This is a genomic window from Vibrio sp. Vb2131 (genome assembly GCF_033338535.1).
GTDB lineage: Bacteria > Pseudomonadota > Gammaproteobacteria > Enterobacterales > Vibrionaceae > Vibrio > Vibrio alginolyticus.
Genome location: NZ_JAWOSW010000015.1, coordinates 67185 through 92649, shown reverse-complemented (window position 1 = coordinate 92649; position 25465 = coordinate 67185). Strand labels below are relative to the sequence as shown.

Sequence of the window (25465 nt, the reverse complement as noted above, 5' to 3'; positions counted from 1 at the left end):
CTCACTATACCTTTAGAGCATAATTCGATTAACCGATAAGAGCTGGAATGCCTGGAAGCTGACCAACAATAGCAAGGGAGCCTGCACAAACGATAAACGCAGTGCCAGGAATCAGATATTTATCTTTGCGCGATAGTTCGTTAGCACGCTCATGGTCGCCGATAAGCCCGAGGTTATCCAACAGCATCGTGATTGCCCAACCGAAGACTGGATTAACGAATGCACAGGCAAAAATACAGATACCTGCACTGAGTGAATCTTTATGCTTATGGATCATCTGCATACCCGCTTCTAAAAGTGGTAAGAATACACCCACAATCAAAGCAACGCGCAGAACAGGTTCCCACATTGCTAGATCCATTGGGTAGCCAATTACCGCCGCCGCAATACACATGAAACCCGTCAACAGAGCGCCACCTGGAATAGGACGCTTGGCAATTGCGGCAGGAATCATGTACGTTCCCCAAGAAGAAGCTAGGTTTCCGCCCCCTAAGAGTGAACCAACCCCCTGACGAACAGATGCTCCGACCATCGTGTCGTCGACATCCATGAGTACACCTTTCGCTTCTTTTGGGTAGTTAAGTTCTTGAAACACACGATGGCCGAGATAATCAGGGGACCACATAGCGACTGCCAGTAGAGCAAATGGAGTCACGGCAATAAAGTGCTCTAGGGTTGGCCAGCCTAGCTGCCAGCCTGTATCTTCACCCCACCAGTAGAATGGACTGAAATTAGGCAGGCCCGGTTCTGTGGTAAAGGCAAACTCAGCGCCCATCAAATAAGCAACAATACCCGCGAGTGCAGAGCACAATGGGATAGCGAGCCAACGTTTATTGATCTTGGCTAAGTAAGCGTAAACCATAACGGTTAGGCCTATGACCACAAACGAAATGTAACCTTGGTCCGTACTTGCAGCCCACGCTTCCGTCTTATTAATTTGCCCGAGCAACCCAACGGCACCAAGGTAGATCAACAACCCTCCTCGAACCCCGATACCAGTCAGAGTCATGAGTTTAGAGCCACCTTTGGTTAAGGCGAGAATTAACCCAAAAACACATACCATCAAACCTAGCGCGAGAGGGTGCCCTCCTGCAGCTGCAATCATAGGAATCAGCGGTATCATTGGGCCATGGGTTCCCGCTAAGTTTGCATTCGGGTTTAGGATGGCAGAAAACAGGATGACGAACAGGGCTCCAGCGATAAGTAATTCGTAACGCACGTTTTCTGCAATGAATTCCGGAGATAAACCAAACTGAGCAGCAAAAGCGGAAACCATGGCAGTGACCATAACCACTTTACCAATGGTTGCTGCTAATGCCGGTACCCAGTCTTCGATTTCAATACTGTAATCACGTGAGGGCAAATGAATTCCCCAGCGACGGAAACTCATGACGGTTAAATCATGATTTAGAAAGTCTTCTCGGTTTTCAAATTCATGCGGTTTTTTGCGCACATCCCTGTAAAAAGTCTTACTTTTGTCAGACATTGAGTCATCCTTTTATGTTTCAACGTTGAACTACGTCAACTAGAGTTTCGCTTGGTAGACAGGCCTTCGACCAATACGAGACAACACCCACATCAAACTTCTAGGCCATACTAAGAAAGCGGCATGAACCAATTTTGATTTTGAGCTTATTAAGCATGTGTTGCTATGGGTAGGAATATTAGACATTAGTAAAAGAACAACAAAAATCTCACTTATTACACAATAATTTAACATCGAGCTGGGACGCTTGAACTTTTAAGAGTCATTTTTGAGCAGAGAGCCAAGTAGAGCGGCCAATTCCGATTTATACTTTCAAGGTAGAGAGCACTGTGCTCGCATCCATCGCAAAGTAACTATCGATATCTCTACATTGTATACTTTGTTAAACTCCGCCCTTTAATGAGTAAGGCCCTTAAAAATGATGACTGACGAAGAGAGAATCGAGCTGCAACAGAACAATCCACTGCACGGATTAAAGCTAGAGACTATGTTGCAAGAGTTAGTGGATTTTTACGGCTGGGACATTCTAGATACAGCAATGCGTTTTAATTGCTTTAACACTAAGCCTTCGATTGCAAGTAGCGTGAAGTATTTAAAGAAAACCGAATGGGCGAGAGAAAAATTAGAAAACTTTTACCTTTATCGCTTTAAGCGCATGCCACGCGCGAGCGAAGAAGAATACAACTTACCACCAAGAGCTCGTACCTTCCCTCATGGCCTTGAACCTAAAGAGCCAATGCCGCTAACCGTTGACTCTATTCTTAAGTCACAAGCCAAAGCAGCGTCTGCATTTAAAAAGCGTTCACCTCGCGGACGCCCTGCTCGTCGCCAATAACACTATCTTGAAAAGCAATAGAGCCCTACTGGTAGCTCCAGCAGGGCTCTATTGTTCTTTAAAGGAATGGCTAGAAGCGAAGACTCAAGCTAGTGAGCATTCCATTTCTCCAACAACTCCCGTAATTAAACTCACATGTAGTTTACGTTTTCTATTGATTACGCTTTTTCTTCTTTTTACCCGTACCTGCAGGCTTCGCTCGCGGCTTCATTGGTAAAAAGTAGGCTTCACTCTGATCGTCTTCCACTTCAAAACCGACTACCTGCTCGCGTTCAAGTTGAAACTTATTTTTCTTTTCTATCACTTTGAAATGGTGGTAGTCGTCGTAATCGATAAGAGATAACCCTAAACCTACTTCACCAGCACGACCACTACGACCGATTCGATGCATATAATCAGCAGGGCTACGCGGAAGATCGAAGTTAATCACCACTGGAAGTTTTTCTATATCAAGGCCGCGTGCTGCGATATCGGTGGCAATAAGAACTTGAATCTCGCCAGACTTAAAACCGTCAAGGACACGAGTACGAGCGCCCTGCCCTTTATCACCATGGAAAACTTCAGCGGTAATACCGCGTTTTGACAACTTTTGAGCTAAATGATTACAGGCATTCTTAGCATTCACAAAAATCAGAGTCTGTCGCCACTGATGCTGTTTGATTAAGTGCGCGAGTACCGCCGTCTTCTCACCTTTATTTACACTAAACACGCGCTGCACCAAAGTGCTGGCTTCTGCGCTCTGCAACTGAACTTCAACAGGGTCGCGGAGCAACTGCTGAGCCAACGTCGTCACTTTATCAGGGAAAGTTGCAGAAAATAACAGCGTCTGTTTCTTCTCTGGGAGTAACGCAAGAATCTTATTCAGTTCTTCGGTAAATCCGAGGCTCAACATACGGTCGGCTTCGTCAAGAACAAGCGTTTTTACTTGGTCCAACTTAATCGCGTTACTGGATACCAGATCAAGTAATCGACCCGGCGTTGCAACAATGATGTCACAGCCACCACGAAGCGCCAGCATTTGTGGGTTCACCGATACACCACCAAATACGGCAACCGTTTTGATCTTATCTCTGAGATGGTATGAGTAAGATTTGACGTTATATGCCACCTGTGATGCCAACTCACGAGTTGGTACTAAAATCAGGTGGGAAACGAAGTTGCCACGGCGATTGTTTGATTCGTCTTGCTGAACAATTTTTTGCAAGATTGGCAGCGAAAAAGCAGCGGTTTTACCAGACCCCGTATTGGCACCACCAATAATATCTTTCCCTTCAAGGATATCAGGAATAGAACGGGATTGAATGGGCGTCGGTTGGCTGTATTCTAACGCTTCTAGTCGCTCGACTAAGGTTGGAATCAGGCCAAGATCGGCAAATGTCGCTTGCTGTGTTTTATCTGTCATTACGATGAGTGGCTCAGTGCTAGTAAAGGCCGTGTATCTTATGCTATTTCGCGTCTGGATGTTAGAGATAATGGCCCAAACAGAAGATTGGTGAAAGAAGCACTATAGGGTTCAGGAATTTCCTTTCACTAACATGAGTTAATGGTTTCGGTAACCAATACTCTACGACCAAGATGGTAGCGTTCGCGACAAGCAAAGGGAAAAGGAGCCAGGCACTCTGACTCCTGTAAAACAAAATACAGCTTGAGAAAACCCTATAGCTTATAATTGGACAAGAATAAGTTATAGCTTTCCCTGAATTGGCAAATAACGAATAACCTAAGGTATGTCAAATCATCTTATTGATTGACCACTACACGATAAACTCACTAATTTAGCAATCCATAGATAAGCACACGTATGGCAATGTAAACTAGCACCTACCTTATCGATGCAGATCACATTAGTAATACCTAAAGTATTTTAAACTAAACTGAAAAGCTTCAAATCTACTTATCTCAGCTACGTGTAACCAGATAATACACAAATAGTTATGGAATAAAGAGTTATCATGGCAAAAATGAAACCCGACTGGAATAACATCTCGAGGCTTACAGTTAAACCGACAGAAGGTGAGCTATTCCTTTTAAAGAAGCTCGATGATGCTCTTGATAACTCATATGAAATATTCTTTAACTCATACCTTGATGGAGATCGCCCAGACATTGTGATCTTAAAGAGAGGTTACGGCTCTATCATAATTGAAGTGAAAGATTGGGACTTAAAGTACTACAGCGTGACCAAAGAAAACAAATGGATTATTGAAGGTGCTGCAAAACGGTCACCTCAAGCGCAAGTGTTTCGTTATAAGCAGAATATGTTTAATCTACACTTACCGATTTTAGGACTCAAGGAACTGAAAAATAAACACTTCTTTAACGTTATTGAAAATTATGTTTATTTTCATTGTACTACTGATGCCGAGATCCAAAAGCTCTATGTTAGTCCAACCGAAGAACTACAAGTTACAATAACTGCTCTGAACGAGTCACGAAAAAGCAATCAAATTAAACATGAGAGTTATGAGAAGCAAAGAGTCTATCTTTCAAACAAAAAAGCGCAACTAAGTCGTGACTATCGTATGTCATTTGCTAAAGACTCTATAGATAAGTTAATTAACAAAGTAGAAAAAATCAAAAAAAAATAATTTATTTACCGATGACATATATCAAGATTTTATCCGTAGGCTCTCTCCTCCAGTTCACACTTTAGAGCAAGGTATAGCAATTCAATTTGATGCCAAACAAAAGAAACTAACAGAAAGTAAACTAGAAAAGAAAAAAATAAAGGGTGTCGCTGGTTGCGGTAAAACAACAATAATGGCCCAACGTGCTATTAATGCCTATGAGCGTCATAAGGCTCCCGTGTTAATACTTACCTTTAATATTACACTGCGTCATTACATTAAAGACAAAATATCTCAAATACAAAATAAGAGTGCAGGAAGCCACTTTGAAGTTATGCACTACCATGGTTTCATCAACAATAAGCTTAACGAATATGGATTCGATATCGCCGAGTTATTAGAAAAATATCGAGGTAATGAGGATGAAAAGTTAGAAAAACTTTACAGTGATAGAGAAGTTTTTAAAACTGTGTCCATTGATGAAAAGTACCACACTATTTTTATAGATGAAGTTCAGGATTATGAACCTGACTGGATAAAAAATATCAGAGATAACTTTCTTGTAGAAAAAGGTGAAATGGTTTTATTTGGCGATCAATCACAAAATATTTATGAGCGTGATGATAAAAAACGTGAGTCGGCTATCGTTCAAGGTTTTGGTAAATGGAATAAGTTAACAAAGTCATATCGATCCAGTCTAGATACACCGTTAGTTCAGTTATTCAAAAATTTCCAAGAATCGTTCTTAGTCAACAAGTATTCTGATAGTGAGGTGTTTGAATCAACCTATGTACAAGGAAGTATTCAGTTCAACCTACTTAAATACAACCAGTACGGTTCCGAAGTTAACGCGTCATCGCTATGGCGTGACATTAAAATCCATATAAAAGAGAATCAAATCAACCCCAATGACTTGACTATTATCTGCTCTAAAGTAGAGCCTCTTATCGAGCTTGAAGCATTAATAAGAAAAGAAGAAAAAACCAAAATAATGTTTGAAGACCAAGAAGATCTAAATCAAATTCAGCATTTAATTGATGCAGAGCGGCATAAGAAAATTGAACAAATACGCCGCCGTAAAAAATGCTTCTTTATGCAAAACTCAGGTGTTATCAAATTATCCACAATACACAGCTACAAAGGGCTAGAATCTGATACGGTCTTTTGCATTTTTCTAAAAAATGATCATGAAGAGATGGTTTATACAGGAATTACTCGAGCAAAATCTAATTTAGTTATATTTAATTGCAACGATAGTAAATATGATTCATTTTTTCGTCAGAATATTAAATAATCTCAAAGCTTAACGTGCGCTGCTCGCTTTATCTAAAGACCCAGACTTTTCGACTTAAGATCACTTGTTATTTTGCTCTTCCTTTGGTCTTGTTAAGTAAGCTATGAAACCAGTAATAACGATTGTTGGAACAGCGACATAAGTTAAGTAAACTCCAACGTAGCTTGCAAAATATAGTGTCAAAGCATAAGTGATGAAAGTTAACCAGAAAATCACTGAACACTTCTCATACAACCATTTTTTCATATTGATACACCTTTACAAGTACTTTTTTATCAGATGTTTAATTGAGATGCTAACCGTAACAAATCAATAAGAATAACGCCATTGATTTAAGAGATGCTACATAGTAAACCAAGTAAGTTTTGTATCTTAATGAGCACTTTTCTGACATGAGCAAAAGTAAGTCAAATCATGCTTGAGTAAATAGATCCGTTAGCAGTCTGCAAAAAGAAAATGGGCCAAAAAGAGTCAGCCTAACGGTCTGGCTCTTTTGAATGAAAAAATAGTCTGGTGGGAGAACTTGTAAGGCTGTGGCAGGTTACACTCACTTACTCCTTAGGCAGGTGACCAGTTTCCTTCGCAAGCTTTTGCATCGCCTCGGCAAACGTTGTTGTCCCGCCTTTAGCTTTAACCTGTATTACCTTATATCCCAGCTTTTCCAATGCTTGGCGCTCTGCCAAAACAGCTTTGTCATCTTGCTGGCTAACTTGAGCTGGCTGATGAATGTAACATCCCTCTAATTTACCATCTTCGACCAATTGGTGGTGTTTCAGTGCATCGATATCAAAATTCATAATAAGTCTTTTCATCAAGAGTGGGCGTTTCTGTAGCTAATTACATGCGCTTCAAAGGCTTCACGACACTATCTAAGCCTTCAATTTTGAGCGCTAAACATAGCTTGAGCAAATCCCCTAGCTCGCCGCTTGGCCAGCCCTTTTTATCAAACCACAGTAAGTATTCTTCAGGCAGATCGATTAACACTCGCCCTGCATATTTCCCAAATGGCATTTGCATTCTAGCGAGTTTAATGAGGTTTTCTTTTTCTAACATAAGTGACAGAGAGTTAAGGTAACTCGCCCAAGGGTAACACTGGTTCTCCCTCCTCACCAGCAAATCGCAGTCACGTTTATTTTGGCGGCCTTGACTCGCTTTGTGCTAGAGTACGCGGCATAAAAAATGAGAACGAGAAAGCAATGAAGTCACCTTGTCGAGCAGCATGTAAAAATAACGCCGGAATATGCTCTGGTTGTCACCGGACGATGGATGAAATCATCCAATGGAAAGACAAAACCGATCTCCAACGAGATGCGATTATCGAACAAATCACAGGAGAAGATTCAACGCACAGTTGTCCTGAGTGCGGGACTCAAGCCCATTGTGATATCGCCGCAGGCAAAGAGACATGCTGGTGCTTTACTATTGAAACCCGTGATTTACCCAAGCCAAGCGCCAACCAGCTGTGTTTGTGCCGAAAATGTCTAGAAAAAAAGCCAGTCGCGTAATACGACTGGCTTACTGATCATCGTTTTCTGACTGGTGTTTATTTAGCGGTTAAAGCGGACGCTTCAAACTTAATGCCTTCCCACCCTGTCACCATAAAATTACGAATATTCTGGTGATCGCTGTTCTCTGGATGCTGCAATACATCTTCACGATAAAAACGGCCAAAGCAGGCTAGCGTCGCTTCTTTGTCGAGGTTGTTTAGCAAACCGAAAGCGAAGATCTTACACGAACCGTTGTTCTCGCCTGCATTGTTTTGTGTCTCACCATTTACAAAAGCGGTTGGCTCAAACGTATAGTTATCTTCGATCACCGCCATCGTTGCTTCAAATTCGACCTGCTCTGGTGACGCTGCCAATAAATCTAAAAACGATTTTAATTCCATTATTCCTCTATCCCTACTTCATCATATTGATGACACATTAGTTTCATAAAAAGCCAATATAAGAGTCATCAATCATACATATATTCAGAGCCTTACCAAATCAAACGTCATTCAGCGCTCTATCATTCCAATTGCGGAAATGGACAGCAGCATAAAACCCATGCTGATTGACAACCTATCGGATTGATAAGGAGATATCATGATCACCCCTTTAAAGGCAATCGGTGTACTCGCATTGTCATCACTTGCCATCGCGTGTTCATCACAACCCGAAGATACCGTGGCTTCATTCGCTACACAATGCAAACCTACCACTGCACCCGTTACTAGGGAAACGTCAATTCAAGGTTTAACGTTTATCGGAACATCCGTTGCTGATGCTTCATTCGACACATCGGCAGCTGAAATCGTGAGTTATGACGCCTGTACAGATAAGCTCTATGTGGTGAATGCTCAAGCAAAACGTATCGATGTACTTTCTATGGATGACAACGGCGTACCAACGCAAAGCGCATTCATTGATCTCAACAGCGCTGGCGAAGCAGCGGGCATTGAAATTGGCGCAGCAAACAGTGTCGCTGTATTCAATGGTTTGGTAGCTGTTGCGATTGAAAACAGTAATAAACAAGCGAATGGTATTGTTGGCTTGTACCGCTCCGACGATTTGTCATTAGTCATGACGTTTCCAACAGGCGCATTGCCAGACATGGTTGGCTTCTCGAAAGATGGCCGATACATCGCAACCGCTAATGAAGGAGAACCAAACAGCGATTACAGCATTGACCCTGAAGGTAGTATCACTTTGATCGATCTGAGCCTTGGTGTTACTCAAGCAGAAGTGACACAAATTGGCTTTAACGAATTTGATGGTTCACGAAAAGCAGAGCTCCCAATGAATGTGCGTATTTCGGGGCCAAACGCCACCGTCGCACAAGATCTAGAGCCTGAATACCTCACTTTTGCAGATAACGGTAAAATCTATGTCGCGCTACAAGAAAATAACGCCATGGCAATCGTCAATCCAGAGAGCAAATCGGTAGAAAAAATTGTTGGCTTAGGTGAGAAGTCTTGGTCGGGCGCTAAACTCGATGCATCCAACAAAGACAAAATCATTGGGAACTTGAAAAGCTACCCACAACTGGTTGGCTTATTTATGCCTGACACTATCGACAGCTACTCAGTGAATGGGAGTACTTACATCGTATCTGCAAATGAAGGCGACGGGCGTGAGTATGGATTCAAAACCACTCAAGAATTGTGCGACAAAGCTGGCTTTATGTGGGATGAAGACGATTACCTCGGTACAGATGAATATACATCTGAGCAAGGAACCTGTTTAAGCCATATTGATGAAGTGCGCGGTAAGAAGCTGAAAGTGGCAGCAGAACACCCATTGGCAGAGGCACTAAAAGACAACAAACAACTCGCGCGTTTAAAAGTGATTAAGCCGGAACAAACGCTTTCTGCACAAGAGAATGTTCAATCATTTGGCGCGCGTTCATTCTCGATTTGGGATGAAAACGGCAAGTTGGTCTTCGATAGTGGTGACGATTTCGCGACTATCGCGCTGCTGAATGAAGGCAAGAACTTCAACAGCACCAACGATAACAATAATAGTGGCGATGACCGAAGTGATGATAAAGGCATTGAGCCAGAGGCGATTGAAGTAGCACAAATTAACGGCCGCCATTACGCGTTTATCGGCTTGGAGCGTCAAGGCGGTATCATGATTTATGACATCACAGACCCGAAACAAGCGCAGTTTATGCATTACGTCAACCGCCGTGATTACAGCCAACCAGTTTGTACTGAAGTGGAAGATGGCGAATGCATGAACGATACATACAATCCAAAAGCAGGCGATTTAGGTCCAGAATCCATTAATTACTTTACCCGTAATGGTGGTCATTTTATCGTCGTTGGCAATGAGGTATCGGGCACGACATCCGTCTTCCGAATCAATCTATAAAGTAATGTAAAAGTCATTTAGAACCAAAACGCCCGACGTAAGCCGGGCGTTTTTTTGTATGAGGTAATGTCCTACTCTGCCGATGCTAGCGCGTCACACTTTGATGCGCAGATAAAATCGTTTTTATGCAGACCTTTGATAGAGTGACTCCACCACGTTACGGTAACCTTACCCCATTCCAACAAAATAGAAGGATGGTGGAACTCATCTTCTGCCAGTTCCGCGATTTTGTTACTGAAAGCCCATGCTTGTTTGAAGTTCTTAAATTTATACACCTTTTCTAGTTGAGGTATATCTTCTCTTTCAATGATCTGCCAATCAGACAATTGCAGAAGCAGAGACTGTTGTTCTTCTTTGCTTAGTGCAATGGCATCGATACTACAAGCTTCGCATTTTTGTTCATTCAACATGAGCAGGTTCCTTTGGTTCAAAAAGTGGAGGAAGCAGTCCAGCTTCAATCGCTAGATCGGCTTGTTTCAATAAATTTAACTGACTGATTTTAAAAAGTTGAGAAAAGTCGTCAATCACGTAGTACTTCGGTTGCATGATGTCGATACGATAAGGCGTTCTCAGCACAGTTTGTAATTCAAATGGGTCGCGAATTGCTGCATCACTCTCTAATGCGTAGAGGGTTTCGCCAGGAGATGAAAGAATACCACCACCGTAAATTTTGGTTTTGTCCCCTTCTTTCACTAAGCCAAACTCTACGGTAAACCAGTAGAGGCGAGCGAGATAGGCTCTTTGTTTTGGGGTAGCGGCTTGCCCTAGTTGACCATAATGCTCGGTAAATGCAGCAAAGTCTGGGTTGGTTAACATCGCGCAATGACCAAATATTTCGTGGAAGAAATCTGGCTCCTGTAAGTAATCGAACTCATCTCTTGTACGCAAGAATGTGGCGACTGGAAAGCGCTTATTACCGAGTAGATTAAAAAATCGGTCGAAATCAATAAGCGCGGGAACGGGCTCCACTTGCCAACCTGTTGTCTCCATCAAGACACGATTAATTTCTGGTAACTGAGGAACGCGGTCTTGAGGTAAATCAAGCAGCGTCAAACCGTGTAAATAAGCCTCACAAGCTCTGTTTTGGATCACACCCATTTGTCGTGTTACCAAATCTCGCCAAATGGCGTCTTCTTCACGGCTCCATTCAACCCTGCCTTCCTGGTTTACGGGTTTAGAACGATACTGGGTCATGGCTCATCTCCATTAACAAATCCTTTACATTAAGCCTATCTGTAGTCTTAAGAGCTTCCAATCCCTGCGCGATTTTCTCAGCACTACCCCGATGTAACATATTGTTTACAATGCATCGTAACTGCATGATTTTTATGACACGATATAATATCTGGCTTGTTTGACTTTATCGTGTATTCCTCTCAAACTAAAACCTGTTATCACTTTGTTATAGAGGGACCTATGCGCGAGAGCAGCAAAGTATGGCAACCGAGCGAAAGTCGTATCGAAGAAGCCAACATTACACAGTTTATTGAACACATTAATCGACAAGGAAATACCCTTGAAAGCTTCGCTGATCTGCATCAATGGTCACTCGATCATGTAGAAAAATTTTGGCAGGAAGTTTGGCTATTCTGCGACGTCATTGGCACTCCGGGAGAGACCATAAAAGAGCGATCAGAAAGTCGCTGGCAGCAGCCTGTTGAAAATAGGGATATAAAATGGTTCCCAAACGCGCAAATTAACTACGCCGAAAATTTGCTAACCTACGCGTGTCACCAACCCGATGATCTCGCGATTTGGTTTGAAAATGAACGTGAAGAAAAACAGACCTACACCTGGAAACAATTGTGCGAAGAAGTTTCGAGTGTGCAGCAATGGTTGAAAGAATGTGGAATTAAGCAAGGTGATGTCGTCGCTGGTTATTTACCTCACCTACCTCAAACGGTGATAGCTATGCTAGCAACCACCAGTTTAGGGGCGACCTGGACTTCCACCTCACCTGATTTTGGCGTCGAAAGCGTTTTGGAGCGCTTTGGTCAAGTGAAACCCAAAATCCTGTTTACTTGTGATGGCTATACATTCAATGGCAAAACTTTCGATATGTCTGAGAAAAACCAGCATATTGCGGATCATCTTGATGGTCTTAAACAAGTTTGCCAAATTAGCTACCTTAAACCACACATTTTTGAATGCGATGTCTGCACCCAAGATTGGCAAAACGTCTTGAATCAATACACACCCGAAGCGCTGACTTTTACTCGTGTGAATTTTAACGATCCGCTATTTGTGCTCTATTCTTCAGGCACAACAGGCAAACCGAAATGCATCGTTCATTCCGTCGGCGGAACGGTGCTTAATCACTTGAAAGAGCATCAACTGCATTGCGATATTCAACCGAACGACCGAGTGTTTTACTACACAACCTGCGGCTGGATGATGTGGAACTGGCACGTTTCTTCACTCGCGAGCGGTGCATGTTTGGTGATTTTTGATGGTAGCCCTGTTTACCCCACTCATAATGTGCTCTGGGACCTCGCAGAACAAGCCGAAGTGACGCTGTTTGGAGCCTCAGCAAAATACCTAGAGGCGCTGGAAAAAGCATCTTTTTCTCCGCAGAAAAGTGATGCATTCCCAAGTCTGAAAACTATTTGCTCAACGGGCTCTGTTCTGTATCCAGAACAGTTTGATTATGTCTATCAGCACATTAAAGAAGATGTACACCTCGCCTCGATTTCTGGCGGAACAGACATTTGTGGCTGCTTTATATTAGGCAACCCTATTTCTCCCGTTTATCGAGGAGAGTGCCAATCAGCAGGGTTAGGGGTCGATGTCCGAGTCTTTAACCCACAAGGTAATAGCGTAATAGGAGAGCGCGGTGAGTTGGTTTGTGCCAATTCATTACCCAACTTCCCTGCTGGCTTTTGGAACGACACCGGTGAGAGATATCATCGCGCTTATTGGGATAAGTTCGACAATATTTGGCACCACGGCGATGATGTTGAACAGACTCGCGTTGGGGGATACGTGTTTTATGGTCGAAGTGATACCACGTTGAATCCCGGTGGCGTAAGAATCGGCACGGCCGAAATCTATCAGCAAGTGAACTGTATAGACGGTATTCTAGATTCGATCGCAGTAGGAAAAGAAGTCGATCGCAACGAACAAATATGGCTGTTTGTCCAATTAGTCAAAGGGGTAGAGCTCAATGACGAGATGATCGCTTCCATCAAAGCACAGCTAAAGTCTGCATGTTCTCCAAGGCATGTACCTAGTGCAATTTACGCAATAAGCGATATACCTAAGACACGCTCAGGAAAGCTGGTCGAGTTAGCCGTTAAGCAAGTCGTTAACAACCGAAGCGTCGAAAATTTAGGCGCAATAGCCAACCCTGAAGTGCTGGAGGAGATACGCAGGATAGTCGTCTCAAAATAACCTCCGAAGACTAAGTTGTTCGAGTATGTCCTTGCCTGCACCACGACGCTTGTTTAGAGCAAGTGAAGTTACATATATCCTCAGCAGATAAGAAAAAAGCGAGCTTGTTAGCTCGCTTTTGTCATTTTTTGTTCTTTATTCAGCGGTATTAGCGACGACCAAGCCCCATTAATACCGACATTGTTTTACCATCAGATGTAATGTCAAAAACGTGTTGCGATTCAACTTCAGTAAAACCCGCTTCTTTCAGTGCACGCTCAGACTTCGCAAGGGTAAAACCGTCTTGTTCACATTCTGCAATCCAATCAAAATGAACAAAATAGCCGCCGTGGTTAAGTAGAGAATGCGAGATCGTTAATGACGCGTCTAAGTCTTCCACAAACGCTAAAACTGATGATGCAACCACCAAGTCGAACTGTCCACGAAACGCAGGGTGCTGAGCAACCAAGCCGCGAGATAATGCATCTACCACAGGTTCTACGTTGACGAGCTCTTTTTTATCGAGTTCCTCAATCATGGCTTCCGATGCGTCTAATGCTACGATGTCTTTAACCATCGGTGACAATCGTTGACTTAACTGCCCTGTTCCGCATCCAAAATCTAGTACTTTAATGCCATCAAGCTGAGTTAGCTGTTGTAACTGCTCAAACACCGACTGCGCAAATTGCTCTGTTGCTGGATTTGATTCCCAGTTTTTTGCTAAGCCGTCCCAATCTTGTGCCATCGTGGCCTCCATGTTCACTTTTTGTAACCCACATAGATTACCGCAAAACCGTTAAAAGACCATAGACTTATCTGGCGGATTCGCGTTTTTTTCGATAATCTTTCATGGCTTTGGGAGCGCATCTGCATAATACCCAAATTATTTGAATTCATTTATTGGTTGTGTCAAATCATGAACTTAACTCAAGTAGAAGCCTTCTGCACCATCGCTGAGTGTGGTTCTGTTTCTGAAGCGGCAAGGCAACTCGACTGCAATCGCACCAAACTCAGTATGTCGATTAAGGCATTAGAGAAAGATCTCGACGTTGAATTGTTTAACCGAACTGGCAACCAGCTCACCCTCTCTGAAGCTGGGAAAGCCATTTACAAAGATTGCGAACACCTACTTATCATCGCACAACGGGTCAGAAAGACCTGCGCTCAAATCTCGGAAGGGTTTAACGCGGAAGTTTGGGTAGCACGTGACGACTCCTTACCTGATGATCTCTGGCAAGAATTATCTCATACATTGAATAACCGCTTTCCTTCAACAACCTTCAACTTAATCTTGGCATCCAGTGGCGACTTAGCCAACTTGGTCAGTACCCACCAAGTAGATTTTGCTTTCGGCGTTGATTATGAGCGAGTAGACGATCCTCGTATCGTATATAACCCTTTAGGTAAGATACGTATGATGTCAGTATGCAGTGTAGAACACCGCCTAAGTAAGATGCGCCGTGTCTCAGACGAAGATCTACGTAGTCAGATGCAAGCACTAATGGTGTACCTAAATGAGAAAGACAACCCTGAACTGCAACCTTTCTCGACTCGATATATTGGTTTTTCGAGTTTTGACTACATGCTGAACACCATCTTAGAAGAAGACGCTTGGGGCGTGCTTCCTGAACCATTAATCCGCCATTACCTTCGTCAGCAGAAGCTCGCCGTTATCAAACACACATACGGCTTGACGCAAGAAGACTACTGTATGTTTTCACCTAACGGCCATACTGAGCATCCAGCAATGACGTGGTTAGCAGATAAATTGAGCGAGTATTTATTTGACTTCTAAACATTTTATCAGTGAGCGTCAATTTTACTGACACCAAAAAATCATAGTAAGCCATTGTTTTATAAGAACATAAATAAAAACGCAATTTTTTAAATTAGTTACTGGTCACTTTGTGGTTGCCTAAATTACCTTATGAGCGAAGAATAGTAAGGTATTAAAATTCAAAGGCATCTTTTATGTGTGACAGGACAAGCAAAAACGAAAACCGTATTCTAACCATTTCAGCCCTTTTGGCATCTGGGTTCGCTGCTGGTGGTATGGTACTTGGCTTGCTTGTAGGCTCAATTGTCATTGTTTTTGACGGTGTTTACTCTTTGGTCAGCTTACTGTTAACTTTATTGTCACTGGCCGCTTCTTACTATATTAACAAGCCTTCAAAATCTGTATTCCCATTTGGAAAAGCGGTCTTAGAACCAATCGTTATTGCGATAAAAGCAGCCGTCATTTTAGTGGTTGTAAGCTTCTCTCTCTACTCTGCGATATCAGCATTGATGTCTGGAGGTCGCGAGGTCGATGCTTCTATTGCGACCTTATTCGGCATCGTGAATGTTATCGGCTGTGGTTACGCTTGGTGGTTTATGGCGAAACGCAGCCGCCGCTTCTCATCAGGCTTGATTGAAGCGGAGAAAAAACAGTGGCAAATGGATACTTTGTTGAGTGTGGCGGTGACCGTAGGATTTATCTCGGCTTGGGCTGTTTCACTAACGCCATTCTCTGAGTATGCGGTATATGCCGACCCCATGATGATGGTTTTAATGGGCTTTTACTTCCTCAAAGTACCGTTCGATATGCTAGTAGGTGCCTTACGTGAACTACTAATGATGGCACCAAGCAAAGAGCTGTGTCAGAGCGTTGGCAAAGATGTTCTTGAGATTGAAAAAGTAACTGAGCATCAATTGAAACTGGCTGGCGTAACGAAGGTGGGCCAAGAGCTACGAGTAAATGTGGACGTACATATTGATGACGACACATTGGAGCTTGATACACTAGAGCACACTCGTAAGCAGCTTATCAAGCGACTGTCGAAGCACAGATTCAAGCTTCAACTACACTTGAACGTCGCTTATTAGAGTGCCACCAAAGAGCCGTTAAAACTCAATAAAAAGCTCCCAATCTCGGGAGCTTTTTTAATTTTTTCGATTTATTTGCTTCGTATTCGAATACAGCTCGCAAGGGAGATCTGTTCGTTGCTAACTTAAATTCTCTGATCTCGTTGGTAACTTACCCAGCCGCTTCGCGCTTCTCTTTGGTGTCTAACCAACACATCAGCGAGCCCACCGTTACCATCACAACGCCCTGCCAAAAGCTATGGCTCAGAGTTACGCCAAGAATAATGGAAGAAAATAAAGCGGAAAAAATGGGCGTGAAGTAAGACAAGGTGGCGAGAAAAACCATATTGCCGCCAACGATCGCGATGTTCCATAAACCATAACCACCAGCCATTAAAGCCGCAGAAGCCACTAAGTACCCCATCGCTTCCCAACTGAATGTCATTGTTGGCTCATCCGTAAACGCATATTTGACCCAAAGCGAAACAGCAGTTGCAATGAAAAACAGGGTAATCGCATTATGTTTAGATTGCTGCCTTTGGGTTAAGTTGCAATAAAGAGCCCATATAACCGCGCCAGCGAAAGCCATAAAATACACCAGAGGGTTACTACTAACATTGGACATGATCTGAGTTATGGATAAGCCATTCTCACCGCTCACAGTCCAAGCAACCCCAACAAACGCCAGCGTAACTGCTGGATAAAGCAACCAGTTTGTTTTTTTATTACTGCCAAGGACCGCAAATAAAACCGTCAGTGCAGGCCAAAGGTAGTTGACAATCGACACCTCAATTGCCTGCGCGCGCGAGTTGGAATATCCCAAAGATAGAGCGAGAAATATTTCATAACAAACGAACATCGCACCACCAAGCACAAGATACTTGGGAGAAAAGTAAGACAACTTTGGAATACCGACCACGATAAGAAGGAAAACAGAGCTGAGAGAGTACAACATGGCTGCCCCACCTACAGGACCTAAACTCTCCGTAACCAACCTCGCGATGCCAAGCAGACAACTCCAAGAGAGAATCGCGATACAACCATAAAGTGTGAAACGAAATTGCACTGATTTCATGTGACCTACCACTCACGAATGCCAAAGGAAACGTCAGCTTAACTCAAAAATGATCAGGTTCAACGTACTGTTTTATAAAAATCAGTATAAAAATCATTCTATTAAGCCGTTGGAGTTGATATGAAACATTTTCTGCCCTCTAGTGTTATGCTTACACCCTTTGTTGTGCGCTACTATGATGAAGATGACAACGAGAGTGACAACGTTAAAACACATTCGGAAACGCATGGTCTAGATAGCGAAGAGCAATCTAAGGAACGTTCAGAGTAAAGGAATCCAAACATGAAAAAAGTCGCAGTCATTTTAAGTGGTTCAGGCGTTTACGACGGTTCTGAGATCCACGAAGCAGTGTTGGCGCTCTACGCCATCGAGAAAGCAGGGGCAACTTGGCACTGCTTTGCACCTAACATTGACCAACTCCATGTCATCAATCACCTAACTGGTGACGAAATGGATGAAACCCGTAACGTACTGATCGAATCAGCTCGTATCGCACGCGGAAACATTGACGATGTTGCCAAACTTAACGTTGATGAATACGATGCCCTACTGCTTCCAGGTGGATTTGGTGCTGCGAAAAACTTAACCGACTTCGCCGTTTCAGGTGCAGAGTGCTCCATTAACACACACGTAGCTCAAGCTTGTCGCGCGTTTGCTAATGCGAAAAAACCAGCTGGCTATCTGTGTATTTCTCCTGTCATTATTCCGATGATTTATGAGCAAGGCGTGAAAGGAACGGTAGGCAACGATGAGGCAGTCTCAATAGCATTTAATCAAATGGGCGGTGAACACACCACGTGCCCTGTCGAAGACATCGTTTTTGATGAAAAACACCTCGTACTTTCAACCCCTGCTTACATGTTGGCAGAGAATATCTCTCAAGCGGCTTCAGGTATCGAAAAGTTAGTATCAAAACTGATTAAAATAGCTTAATTATTAGTAGTTAGCTTATAAAACACTTCCCTATCCCCATTGATAATTAAGTTATTAATGGGGATTTTTTATACTTTAGTCGAATTTAGAGATATATCCGCGTCAGAAGTCAATTTCTGCCAATCGTTTGCGTCCATAGTTTCATATTTGTTCTACTTTATATCAGTGTTGCACTTATACGCAGTGCAACAAGATCACTGTTACAGTTTTTCTCTTGCAAGTACCTCTAAGTAGGTAAACTTGCTTCAGATCAACTTCAATCTGGAAACGAATGTGCGACAGTAAATGGCAAATTAAGAAAGATTATTAAAAATAACGACGGAGCTATCCAATATGACAAGTGCATTTTTTATCCCTACGGTAAACCTAATGGGCGCTGGTTGTTTGAAAGACGCAGCAGACAGCATCCAATCTCAAGGCTTTAAAAAAGGTTTGATCGTTACGGATAAGATCCTTAACCAAATCGGTGTAGTCAAACAAGTTCAAGACCTTCTCACTGAGCGCGATGTAGCAACCGTTGTGTTTGATGGTACTCAACCAAATCCAACTATCAGCAACGTTAACGACGGCTTAGCACTTCTTACTGATAACGAATGTGACTTCGTTGTCTCTCTAGGTGGTGGTTCACCACACGACTGTGCGAAAGGTATCGCGCTTGTTGCTTCTAACGGCGGCAAAATCGCAGATTACGAAGGCGTAGACCAGTCTGCAAAACCAATGATGCCACTTATCGCAATCAACACGACGGCAGGTACTGCATCTGAAATGACGCGTTTCTGCATCATCACTGACGAAGAGCGTCACATCAAGATGGCTATCGTTGATAAGCACACAACACCGCTTATCTCGGTAAACGATCCAGAGCTAATGCTAGCTAAACCTGCTTCGCTAACTGCGGCAACAGGTATGGATGCCCTAACTCACGCGATTGAAGCTTACGTATCTATCGCAGCAACACCAATCACTGATGCGGTAGCAATCAAAGCGATTGAGCTTATCCAGGCTTATCTACGCACAGCAGTGAAAAACGGTGAAGATCTAGAAGCTCGTGAACAAATGGCATACGCGCAGTTCATGGCGGGTATGGCATTCAACAACGCGTCTCTAGGTTACGTACACGCAATGGCACACCAGCTAGGTGGTTTCTACGACCTTCCACACGGTGTTTGTAACGCGATTCTTCTACCTCACGTACAGCGTTACAACGCGCAAGTATGTCCTGAGCGTCTACGTGACGTAGCAAAAGCAATGGGCGTAAACGTAGAAGGCATGTCTGCTGAAGCAGGTGCAGCGGCAGCAATCGACGCTATCGTTACTCTAGCGAAAGATGTGGGTATCCCAGCAGGTATCAAAGAGCTTGGTGCGAAACTAGAAGACATCCCAACACTAGCAGACAACGCACTGAAAGACGCTTGTGGTTTCACTAACCCTAAACAAGCAACTCACGAAGAAATTTCTAAGATCTTCGAAGAAGCGATGTAATCTCGCTAACTAAACAATTCTCTAGCCTTAATTCAATCCCCGATCTCGTATCGGGGATTTTTTTACATTCATATACAAGTGAATCTCTGCCAAACATAGTCTTTTAGTGTTAGCTTTTAAGTATTAACACGATTCATATTGGAAGGAACCATGAGAACGATTGCTGCTGCCCTACTCACTTGTTTATCCTTTTCTGCCAACGCTGCCGAATACCGCGCGAACGAGGTGGCGAATGGATTTCAGATCCCTTGGGGGATCGAGTTTTTAGATAACCAACGCGTTATTGTCAATGAAAAGAACGGTACGGTTTCGTTGCTGGATATCACCACAGGCAAACCTCAAAAGCTGTTTAACGTCCCCAATGTGAACACCAGTGGACAAGCCGGCTTATTGGATGTCGCGCGCGCACCGAATGCCGATACGCAAAACCCGCAACTCTTCTTTACCTACAGCAAGCGCACGAGCAAAGGCAATACGGTGGCGTTAGCGACGGCGCAATTGCAAAACAATCAGCTTGTAGGTTGGAACGATCTCTTTGTTGCTGATGCCATCACCGACATGGGTCGCCACTACGGCAGTCGAATTTCATTTATTGACGACAAAGTTTACTTCTCAATCGGTGACCGTGGCGAACGTGATAATGGCCAAGACACTCAAACCCATGCTGGCAGTATTGTGCGCCTTAACCTTGATGGTTCGGTTCCGCAAGACAACCCATTCAAACCTTCCGAAGCTCGTCCTGAGATATGGAGTTACGGGCACCGCAACCCACAAGGTATGTTTTACGACGAAGCAACAAAACAGCTGTGGTCTATTGAACATGGACCACGCGGCGGCGATGAAATTAATCTAATCAAGAAAGGCGCGAACTACGGCTGGGCTAAAGTCTCTCATGGTAAAGAATATTGGGGGCCGTTGGACGTTGGGGAAGCTAAGTCGTTACCGGGAATGGAAGATCCCAAGCTGGTATACGTCCCTTCTATCGCGCCCAGTAATATGATTTTGTACCGTGGTGATAAATACCCAGAATTGGACGGAAAAATCCTCGCAGGCGCATTGAAACTGGCGCACATCAACGTGGTTTCTATTGATAATGGCAACCTTACCGAATCAAAAAGATTAATGGAGAATCTTGGTGAGCGAATAAGAGATATAACCATCAGCCCAGATGGTTATATCTATTTTTCTACCGACAGCGGCAAAATATTTCGTCTTGAGGAAAGGTAATCAAACACTAAAATCATTAAGACTATTTGATTTGTGACGTACTAGTGATTTATTTTCGTACAATCTAAGCAGAAGAATCTAAACTTAACAATAACCTTTTGTTTTTTAAAACGATAGTTCGGTTAAGTTGTACGAGGTCATTATGATTCCATTCCCTTTACAGCTCGATAAAATTAAAGCCGTGGTGTTTGATTTAGACAACACCTTGGTGAGTTCTGATATGAACTTCGGCGAATTGCGACAACAGCTAGGTTGTCCGCAAAGTGAAGATCTATTGGATTTTGTCGACGCACTTGAGCATCCTCATCATCGAGAGCACGCTCATAACGTGATATTTGATTACGAGATTTCTGATGCTGAGCAGTCTGCACCAATGATTGGCTGCCATGAATTGCTCGCCCACTTGCATCAAAATGAAATCAAAACCGCTATCGTGACGCGCAACTGTCAAATCGCCACGCAGCGCAAACTAGAACACAACCAAATCTCAGTGGAACGAGTCATCACTCGTGAATGCTTCCCGCCCAAGCCAGACCCTTTGTCTCTGCAGGTATTAGCGAAAGAGTGGCGTTTGATGCCGGACGAAGTGCTTTATGTCGGCGATTACCTTTACGACTTGCAGGCAGCGTATAACGCGCAGATGCCCTCTTGTCTTGTGCATCATGGTAGTCAAGAAACTTTCAATGACTCAGCCTCGTTGGCGCTTAATGAACTCAGCGATTTATTGAGCCGTTTCGAATCCTTACCACGCAAATAAAGCACACACATAAAACACGCACACAAAAAAAAGGGGCACCAACGTGCCCCTTATGACTTATTCCCGATTGTTTCATGCGTTCCCAAGGATTGCTTGGGTGATGCGCTGCTTAGCCTTGTAGGTAAGCGTTAAGCATCCACATTAATTTTTCTTGCTCACGGATGTAGTCACCCATCAATGCCGCTGTACCTTCGTCATCTACTTCACCCGCGTTTTGTAGAATCTCACGCTGTTTTAGAAGTAGAACGCTAAAGCCTTGAACTAGGCCTTGTACACACTCCTCACCAGAAGTCGCGTTTTGATGTTCTTTAATTTCACTTGCTTCCAAGTAGTTGCTGAATGCGTGCGCTGGCGTGTGACCCAAAGTTAGAATACGCTCTGCAAGCTCATCGATTTTTGTTTGTAGATCAGTGTAAATCTCTTCAAATTTTACGTGCAGTTCGAAGAATTGCGCACCTTTAATGTTCCAGTGGTAACCGCGAGAGTTCATGTACAACACTTGGTAATGCGCTAGCAGTTGATTGAGCTGTTGAGCTAGTTGTGCTGATTGTTCGCTGTCTAGACCAATTAGGCTTACTTGTTTGTTCATAATCTTGCTCCTAGAAGGATGATACCAATCGTAGTAACGAACGATTCTCTTACCGGGATTGGTATAAAGTTTAAAAATTCTTTTGCAGTATTTGCTGCCGATGGAGTCATATTACGACTCCGGCTCGGCGAAGAGAATTTGGTTTTAGCTATGATTTAAATAGCCAAATCCAATGAGCAAGTAGACGAATATCGGCGTATCATCCAACAAAAAGCCCCAACCCTTTTTGTGTAAAAAGGGTTGGGGCTTTTTTACTATTTGGTTAGCGTTCAAAAGTAGATGAACAGACGTAAATCTAATCTACGCCGTTTTAAAAGTTGCCATCTGTTGATTCAGCTCGGTAACTTGCTCTTTTACTTGCAATGATGTCTCTGATGCGCGTTGGCTGTTATTCGAAACCTCATCCACTGATTGAGTAATACCAGACATCAATCCAGTGATCGAATTGGTCGCATGAGATTGCTGCTCTGCCGCTGCCGCAAGTTCTGCCATTTGTTCATTCAAAGAACCAATTTGCTCGGTCGTGACAAGCAAACGAGTTACCGCTTTTTCAATGTGCTCAGCGCCCTGCTCCGCAAGTGATTGGCTGTGTTCAATCTCCTCAACCACCGAATTGGTCGAGCGTTGAATCGCGTTGATGATGCCGTTGATTTCTGTCGTCGATTGAGTAGTGCGAGTCGCTAACATACGTACTTCATCCGCCACAACCGCAAAGCCTCGTCCTTGGTCACCCGCACGCGCTGCTTCTATCGCGGCATTCAATGCCAGTAAGTTAGTTTGCTCTGCCAAGCCTTCAATCACTTCAGTAACCCGACCAATAGCTTCGCTCTCTTTGCTTAACTGTGTTACTTGCGTACTCGCGGTTTCAATGCTGCCGTGCAAGCTTTCCATGGTGACTTTGTTTTGCTCTAAAGCATCACGACCTTGTTCAATCTCGCCTTTTGAATCAGAAAGCTTCTGCACCGATTGATTGGCTTGATCTAGGGTGTTACGCGCGGCTAAAGCGATTTCATCCAATTGGCTTCCCATTTCAACAATGCTGGTCTGTTGCTGTTCAACATTCGATGAAGTGACTTGCGCCGATTCCAATAAAGCCCCCATGCTGGTATCCACTTGGTGCGCTTTCTCACTCACCCCTGCCACGATGCTCGCTAACGATTGGTTCATGCGGTTAATCGAATCGGTAAGGTCTGCCAATTCATCTTTCCCAACAACAGTTAACGGAGGCTGAGAAACATCTCCTGAAGCGATCGTCTTTGCACGCTCCGATAAGTTTTTCACTCGGCGACCAATGGTGTTGCCCATGTATTTTGAAGTCGCTACTGCGGCAAACAAAACCAATGCCGCAGCAATCAACATAGTGGTGAGTACGTTCTTAATCGACTGATTAATACCCTGTCCACTTTGATCAGCACGACTTTGTTGAGCCAATACGATCGTTTCTAAGCTTTGGTCTAGTGCATCCGCTGCTGGCAACAGTTCATTCGCCATTAACAAGTTTGATTCGTTCCACTCTGGCGATTGACGCAATGCAATTACCTGCTCTGCTAAAGGAAAGTATAGTTGCTGCATTTCCTTAAACAGGGACCACAATGATTGGTCGTTATCAGTCAGTCTGTCGAGTTTACTGTCGATTTCCGCCACGGACTGATTGTGGTACTTAATCAAGTCGTGGTATTTGTTCAAATGATCTTGCTGCCCGTACAACAGGAAATCTCGCAAAGCAGACAGAGCATTGGCGAGCGAGGTATAGCTGTCGGCGTAGACTTTAAACAGACGCTTTCTGTCTCCACCAAATGGATTTCCCGACTCTTCATTGATTAAGCTTTGAAGCTGGTCAAGTGCCACTTCTGCAATGGGTGCCGCTTCGTTAATAAAGAGGTTGTGCGCGGGTAAGTTCTCATCACTGTGGCTAAGTTCAATCAGCTTGTTTAGAGAGACTTTTACCGCATCCCACTGGGTTTGAATCGCTTGAAAATCCTGTTCAGAGATCAAAGCCTGCAACGTTGGAAGCGACTCGTCTGTAGATGCAATGATATTGCGTACGTCCTCACTTAGACGTGCACTCGCCTCTTCATCGCCACCTAGCAACATGTAGGCTCGAATAGAAGACAGCGACGCTTGAACGGACTGTTGGATACCGCGACTGGTGTCGACGGTCGGTAAATCGGATTTAAGTAATGAAGAGGCGTATTGCTCTACGGTGGTGACGTTGCGATACGTGAATACCGCTGATGCCATAAAAAGTACGGCTAGCAGCACAAAACTGAGCTGCAACTTCCCTGATATCGTAAGGTTCATCCATAAACTCCTGACAACGATGAGCCTTAAATATAACGATGTTTACAAAAATGTTAAATACAAGTATCAAAAGTTACTAAGAAAACCATGTAAACCACTATTTTAAGCCGATAAATGGGACTTATTCGAAGTATGGTATGCGCTCACTACGTAAAATCAGATAATTAACGTAAGTCGTTTCTAAGCAGTCTTGCTCCCACAATGAAAGAATCCGCTTGGTGGCAAAGTAGTAATCTTTATTACGCAATAGCACGCCCACCGTGCGGCTGAGCTGCTCAAAGCGCTGTTGCTCATTAGCAGAGATGTCATTGTCTTCATTTTGAATGATGGGCGCCAATCCATCGGCAAACCAGTTGTTCAGAATTTCACGCATCTCAAGTTCCGACTCTGGTACATCGATACTAGACAACTCACGATGCTGTGGTGGCGGTACTATGTACTTCGACGCTTTTGGCGAACTGACATAACGGTACATGTCGCTCCTCCTTGTAAATGACTCTTATACCCAAGTGACTTCAAGATGCAGGATTCAGAGCGTTGTCATTGATTCGGGGTCAAGGAAAACAACGCAGCGTAATAGTCAGCTCTTTCCAAGTTGTTTGACACAGAAGCCGAGTCAATGACACGCTCCCGAAGGGCGAGCTGTCTTGGTTTGTATACTTTGTTGTCGATTCTTGATTTAGACCCACTAGACCTTTAAATCGCCGCCGCGTCTACAAACCAAGCCATTCTCGCTGAACCTAACATCTCGAGGTTACTTGGGTATAAACTAGCTAAGAATACTTTTTTCAATTTCCAAGTTTTTTTCTACAGCTCATAGAAAGAAACCCAACAAAAAAGCCATGCAAA

Annotated in this window: 25 protein-coding genes; 13 read left to right on the top strand and 12 right to left on the bottom strand. The window is 43.6% G+C overall.

Annotation, left to right across the window (positions count from 1 at the left end; all coding sequences use genetic code 11):
• Positions 1-28: 28 nt before the first annotated feature.
• Positions 29-1486, bottom strand: a complete 1458-nt coding sequence (locus R7E38_RS16255; RefSeq protein WP_005375642.1) for a DUF3360 domain-containing protein — start codon at positions 1484-1486, stop codon at positions 29-31.
• Positions 1487-1904: 418 nt separating this feature from the next.
• On the opposite strand from R7E38_RS16255, the gene R7E38_RS16250 reads away from it, so the two are divergent.
• On the top strand, positions 1905-2321 hold the full coding sequence (locus tag R7E38_RS16250) for a VF530 family DNA-binding protein (protein ID WP_005375544.1): 417 nt from the start codon (positions 1905-1907) through the stop codon (positions 2319-2321).
• Positions 2322-2472: 151 nt separating this feature from the next.
• Here the strand turns inward: R7E38_RS16250 and R7E38_RS16245 are convergent, their stop codons facing one another.
• The gene (locus tag R7E38_RS16245; RefSeq protein ID WP_005375545.1) at positions 2473-3723 is read right to left on the bottom strand and encodes a DEAD/DEAH box helicase; all 1251 of its coding nucleotides are present in this window, start codon (positions 3721-3723) and stop codon (positions 2473-2475) included.
• Between the two features lie 550 nt (positions 3724-4273).
• Here R7E38_RS16245 and R7E38_RS16240 point away from each other — a divergent pair.
• Positions 4274-4909, top strand: coding sequence for a nuclease-related domain-containing protein (locus R7E38_RS16240; protein WP_226084059.1), 636 nt, complete (start codon positions 4274-4276; stop codon positions 4907-4909).
• Between the two features lie 16 nt (positions 4910-4925).
• On the top strand, positions 4926-6182 hold the full coding sequence (locus R7E38_RS16235; protein WP_411978679.1) for a UvrD-helicase domain-containing protein: 1257 nt from the start codon (positions 4926-4928) through the stop codon (positions 6180-6182).
• A gap of 551 nt (positions 6183-6733) precedes the next feature.
• Here the strand turns inward: R7E38_RS16235 and R7E38_RS16230 are convergent.
• Positions 6734-6979, bottom strand: a complete 246-nt coding sequence (locus R7E38_RS16230) for a hypothetical protein (RefSeq protein WP_238852412.1) — start codon at positions 6977-6979, stop codon at positions 6734-6736.
• A 40-nt stretch (positions 6980-7019) separates the two neighbouring features.
• Positions 7020-7235 (bottom strand): DUF3820 family protein, encoded by a 216-nt coding sequence (locus tag R7E38_RS16225; RefSeq protein WP_005375557.1) that lies wholly within the window; start codon positions 7233-7235, stop codon positions 7020-7022.
• A gap of 143 nt (positions 7236-7378) precedes the next feature.
• On the opposite strand from R7E38_RS16225, the gene R7E38_RS16220 reads away from it, so the two are divergent.
• A complete protein-coding gene (locus tag R7E38_RS16220) occupies positions 7379-7687 on the top strand; it encodes a cysteine-rich CWC family protein (RefSeq protein WP_136976462.1) in 309 nt (102 codons plus the stop codon).
• 38 nt (positions 7688-7725) lie between these two features.
• On the opposite strand, the gene R7E38_RS16215 is transcribed toward R7E38_RS16220, so the two are convergent.
• A complete protein-coding gene (locus R7E38_RS16215; protein ID WP_005375560.1) occupies positions 7726-8070 on the bottom strand; it encodes a HopJ type III effector protein in 345 nt (114 codons plus the stop codon).
• 199 nt (positions 8071-8269) lie between these two features.
• On the opposite strand from R7E38_RS16215, the gene R7E38_RS16210 reads away from it, so the two are divergent.
• A complete protein-coding gene (locus R7E38_RS16210) occupies positions 8270-10039 on the top strand; it encodes a choice-of-anchor I family protein (protein ID WP_226084057.1) in 1770 nt (589 codons plus the stop codon).
• A 71-nt stretch (positions 10040-10110) separates the two neighbouring features.
• Here R7E38_RS16210 and R7E38_RS16205 read toward each other — a convergent pair whose 3' ends face one another.
• Both R7E38_RS16205 and phhA read right to left on the bottom strand, forming a co-directional pair.
• Positions 10111-10449, bottom strand: coding sequence for a 4a-hydroxytetrahydrobiopterin dehydratase (locus R7E38_RS16205; protein WP_005375563.1), 339 nt, complete (start codon positions 10447-10449; stop codon positions 10111-10113).
• Positions 10439-11233 (bottom strand): phenylalanine 4-monooxygenase, encoded by a 795-nt coding sequence (gene phhA, locus R7E38_RS16200; protein ID WP_005375564.1) that lies wholly within the window; start codon positions 11231-11233, stop codon positions 10439-10441. Before phhA ends, R7E38_RS16205 begins: the two co-directional genes overlap by 11 nt.
• Positions 11234-11455: 222 nt before the next feature.
• Between phhA and R7E38_RS16195 the strand changes: the two genes are divergently transcribed.
• Positions 11456-13429, top strand: a complete 1974-nt coding sequence (locus R7E38_RS16195) for an acetoacetate--CoA ligase (protein WP_226084056.1) — start codon at positions 11456-11458, stop codon at positions 13427-13429.
• 148 nt (positions 13430-13577) lie between these two features.
• Here the strand turns inward: R7E38_RS16195 and R7E38_RS16190 are convergent, their stop codons facing one another.
• Positions 13578-14153, bottom strand: coding sequence for a class I SAM-dependent DNA methyltransferase (locus R7E38_RS16190; protein ID WP_017821100.1), 576 nt, complete (start codon positions 14151-14153; stop codon positions 13578-13580).
• A gap of 171 nt (positions 14154-14324) precedes the next feature.
• Between R7E38_RS16190 and R7E38_RS16185 the strand changes: the two genes are divergently transcribed.
• Entirely contained in the window at positions 14325-15203 is an 879-nt protein-coding gene (locus tag R7E38_RS16185) for a LysR family transcriptional regulator (protein ID WP_005375568.1), read from the top strand.
• A 176-nt stretch (positions 15204-15379) separates the two neighbouring features.
• Positions 15380-16273, top strand: coding sequence for a cation diffusion facilitator family transporter (locus R7E38_RS16180; RefSeq protein ID WP_053303754.1), 894 nt, complete (start codon positions 15380-15382; stop codon positions 16271-16273).
• 151 nt (positions 16274-16424) lie between these two features.
• On the opposite strand, the gene yddG is transcribed toward R7E38_RS16180, so the two are convergent.
• Positions 16425-17327, bottom strand: coding sequence for an aromatic amino acid DMT transporter YddG (gene yddG, locus R7E38_RS16175; protein WP_226084055.1), 903 nt, complete (start codon positions 17325-17327; stop codon positions 16425-16427).
• A 120-nt stretch (positions 17328-17447) separates the two neighbouring features.
• Between yddG and R7E38_RS16170 the strand changes: the two genes are divergently transcribed.
• The 5 genes from R7E38_RS16170 (at position 17448) to R7E38_RS16150 (ending at position 21726) form a co-directional block, all read left to right on the top strand.
• Positions 17448-17597 (top strand): hypothetical protein, encoded by a 150-nt coding sequence (locus R7E38_RS16170; protein ID WP_226084054.1) that lies wholly within the window; start codon positions 17448-17450, stop codon positions 17595-17597.
• Between the two features lie 12 nt (positions 17598-17609).
• A complete protein-coding gene (gene elbB / locus R7E38_RS16165) occupies positions 17610-18260 on the top strand; it encodes an isoprenoid biosynthesis glyoxalase ElbB (RefSeq protein ID WP_017634378.1) in 651 nt (216 codons plus the stop codon).
• Positions 18261-18593: 333 nt separating this feature from the next.
• Complete coding sequence (gene yiaY, locus R7E38_RS16160) at positions 18594-19742, top strand: L-threonine dehydrogenase (RefSeq protein ID WP_042521463.1); 1149 nt, start codon at positions 18594-18596, stop codon at positions 19740-19742.
• A gap of 150 nt (positions 19743-19892) precedes the next feature.
• Complete coding sequence (locus R7E38_RS16155) at positions 19893-20969, top strand: PQQ-dependent sugar dehydrogenase (protein WP_318081866.1); 1077 nt, start codon at positions 19893-19895, stop codon at positions 20967-20969.
• A gap of 142 nt (positions 20970-21111) precedes the next feature.
• Positions 21112-21726 (top strand): HAD family hydrolase, encoded by a 615-nt coding sequence (locus R7E38_RS16150; RefSeq protein WP_226084052.1) that lies wholly within the window; start codon positions 21112-21114, stop codon positions 21724-21726.
• Between the two features lie 109 nt (positions 21727-21835).
• Here R7E38_RS16150 and R7E38_RS16145 read toward each other — a convergent pair whose 3' ends face one another.
• The 3 genes from R7E38_RS16145 to R7E38_RS16135 all read right to left on the bottom strand — a co-directional run bounded on the left by R7E38_RS16145 (position 21836) and on the right by R7E38_RS16135 (position 25091).
• Positions 21836-22315: a Dps family protein gene (locus R7E38_RS16145; protein WP_226084051.1), complete on the bottom strand. Its 480-nt coding sequence runs from the start codon at positions 22313-22315 to the stop codon at positions 21836-21838.
• A 300-nt stretch (positions 22316-22615) separates the two neighbouring features.
• Positions 22616-24616, bottom strand: coding sequence for a methyl-accepting chemotaxis protein (locus R7E38_RS16140; protein WP_226084050.1), 2001 nt, complete (start codon positions 24614-24616; stop codon positions 22616-22618).
• Between the two features lie 121 nt (positions 24617-24737).
• Positions 24738-25091: a hypothetical protein gene (locus tag R7E38_RS16135; RefSeq protein ID WP_085569289.1), complete on the bottom strand. Its 354-nt coding sequence runs from the start codon at positions 25089-25091 to the stop codon at positions 24738-24740.
• Positions 25092-25465 lie beyond the last annotated feature (374 nt).

What these genes read in the sequence shown, in the direction of transcription:
- R7E38_RS16195 (WP_226084056.1), top strand. Translation starts at nt 11,456, where the DNA reads ATGCGCGAGAGCAGCAAAGTATGGCAACCGAGCGAAAGTCGTATCGAA.
- R7E38_RS16255 (WP_005375642.1), bottom strand. Translation starts at nt 1,486, where the DNA reads ATGTCTGACAAAAGTAAGACTTTTTACAGGGATGTGCGCAAAAAACCG.
- R7E38_RS16215 (WP_005375560.1), bottom strand. Translation starts at nt 8,070, where the DNA reads ATGGAATTAAAATCGTTTTTAGATTTATTGGCAGCGTCACCAGAGCAG.
- R7E38_RS16190 (WP_017821100.1), bottom strand. Translation starts at nt 14,153, where the DNA reads ATGGCACAAGATTGGGACGGCTTAGCAAAAAACTGGGAATCAAATCCA.
- phhA (WP_005375564.1), bottom strand. Translation starts at nt 11,233, where the DNA reads ATGACCCAGTATCGTTCTAAACCCGTAAACCAGGAAGGCAGGGTTGAA.
- R7E38_RS16210 (WP_226084057.1), top strand. Translation starts at nt 8,270, where the DNA reads ATGATCACCCCTTTAAAGGCAATCGGTGTACTCGCATTGTCATCACTT.
- R7E38_RS16230 (WP_238852412.1), bottom strand. Translation starts at nt 6,979, where the DNA reads ATGAATTTTGATATCGATGCACTGAAACACCACCAATTGGTCGAAGAT.
- R7E38_RS16185 (WP_005375568.1), top strand. Translation starts at nt 14,325, where the DNA reads ATGAACTTAACTCAAGTAGAAGCCTTCTGCACCATCGCTGAGTGTGGT.
- R7E38_RS16150 (WP_226084052.1), top strand. Translation starts at nt 21,112, where the DNA reads ATGATTCCATTCCCTTTACAGCTCGATAAAATTAAAGCCGTGGTGTTT.
- R7E38_RS16170 (WP_226084054.1), top strand. Translation starts at nt 17,448, where the DNA reads ATGAAACATTTTCTGCCCTCTAGTGTTATGCTTACACCCTTTGTTGTG.
- R7E38_RS16155 (WP_318081866.1), top strand. Translation starts at nt 19,893, where the DNA reads ATGAGAACGATTGCTGCTGCCCTACTCACTTGTTTATCCTTTTCTGCC.
- R7E38_RS16145 (WP_226084051.1), bottom strand. Translation starts at nt 22,315, where the DNA reads ATGAACAAACAAGTAAGCCTAATTGGTCTAGACAGCGAACAATCAGCA.
- R7E38_RS16220 (WP_136976462.1), top strand. Translation starts at nt 7,379, where the DNA reads ATGAAGTCACCTTGTCGAGCAGCATGTAAAAATAACGCCGGAATATGC.
- elbB (WP_017634378.1), top strand. Translation starts at nt 17,610, where the DNA reads ATGAAAAAAGTCGCAGTCATTTTAAGTGGTTCAGGCGTTTACGACGGT.
- R7E38_RS16205 (WP_005375563.1), bottom strand. Translation starts at nt 10,449, where the DNA reads ATGTTGAATGAACAAAAATGCGAAGCTTGTAGTATCGATGCCATTGCA.
- R7E38_RS16140 (WP_226084050.1), bottom strand. Translation starts at nt 24,616, where the DNA reads ATGAACCTTACGATATCAGGGAAGTTGCAGCTCAGTTTTGTGCTGCTA.
- R7E38_RS16180 (WP_053303754.1), top strand. Translation starts at nt 15,380, where the DNA reads ATGTGTGACAGGACAAGCAAAAACGAAAACCGTATTCTAACCATTTCA.
- R7E38_RS16225 (WP_005375557.1), bottom strand. Translation starts at nt 7,235, where the DNA reads ATGTTAGAAAAAGAAAACCTCATTAAACTCGCTAGAATGCAAATGCCA.
- R7E38_RS16135 (WP_085569289.1), bottom strand. Translation starts at nt 25,091, where the DNA reads ATGTACCGTTATGTCAGTTCGCCAAAAGCGTCGAAGTACATAGTACCG.
- yiaY (WP_042521463.1), top strand. Translation starts at nt 18,594, where the DNA reads ATGACAAGTGCATTTTTTATCCCTACGGTAAACCTAATGGGCGCTGGT.
- yddG (WP_226084055.1), bottom strand. Translation starts at nt 17,327, where the DNA reads ATGAAATCAGTGCAATTTCGTTTCACACTTTATGGTTGTATCGCGATT.
- R7E38_RS16240 (WP_226084059.1), top strand. Translation starts at nt 4,274, where the DNA reads ATGGCAAAAATGAAACCCGACTGGAATAACATCTCGAGGCTTACAGTT.
- R7E38_RS16250 (WP_005375544.1), top strand. Translation starts at nt 1,905, where the DNA reads ATGATGACTGACGAAGAGAGAATCGAGCTGCAACAGAACAATCCACTG.
- R7E38_RS16245 (WP_005375545.1), bottom strand. Translation starts at nt 3,723, where the DNA reads ATGACAGATAAAACACAGCAAGCGACATTTGCCGATCTTGGCCTGATT.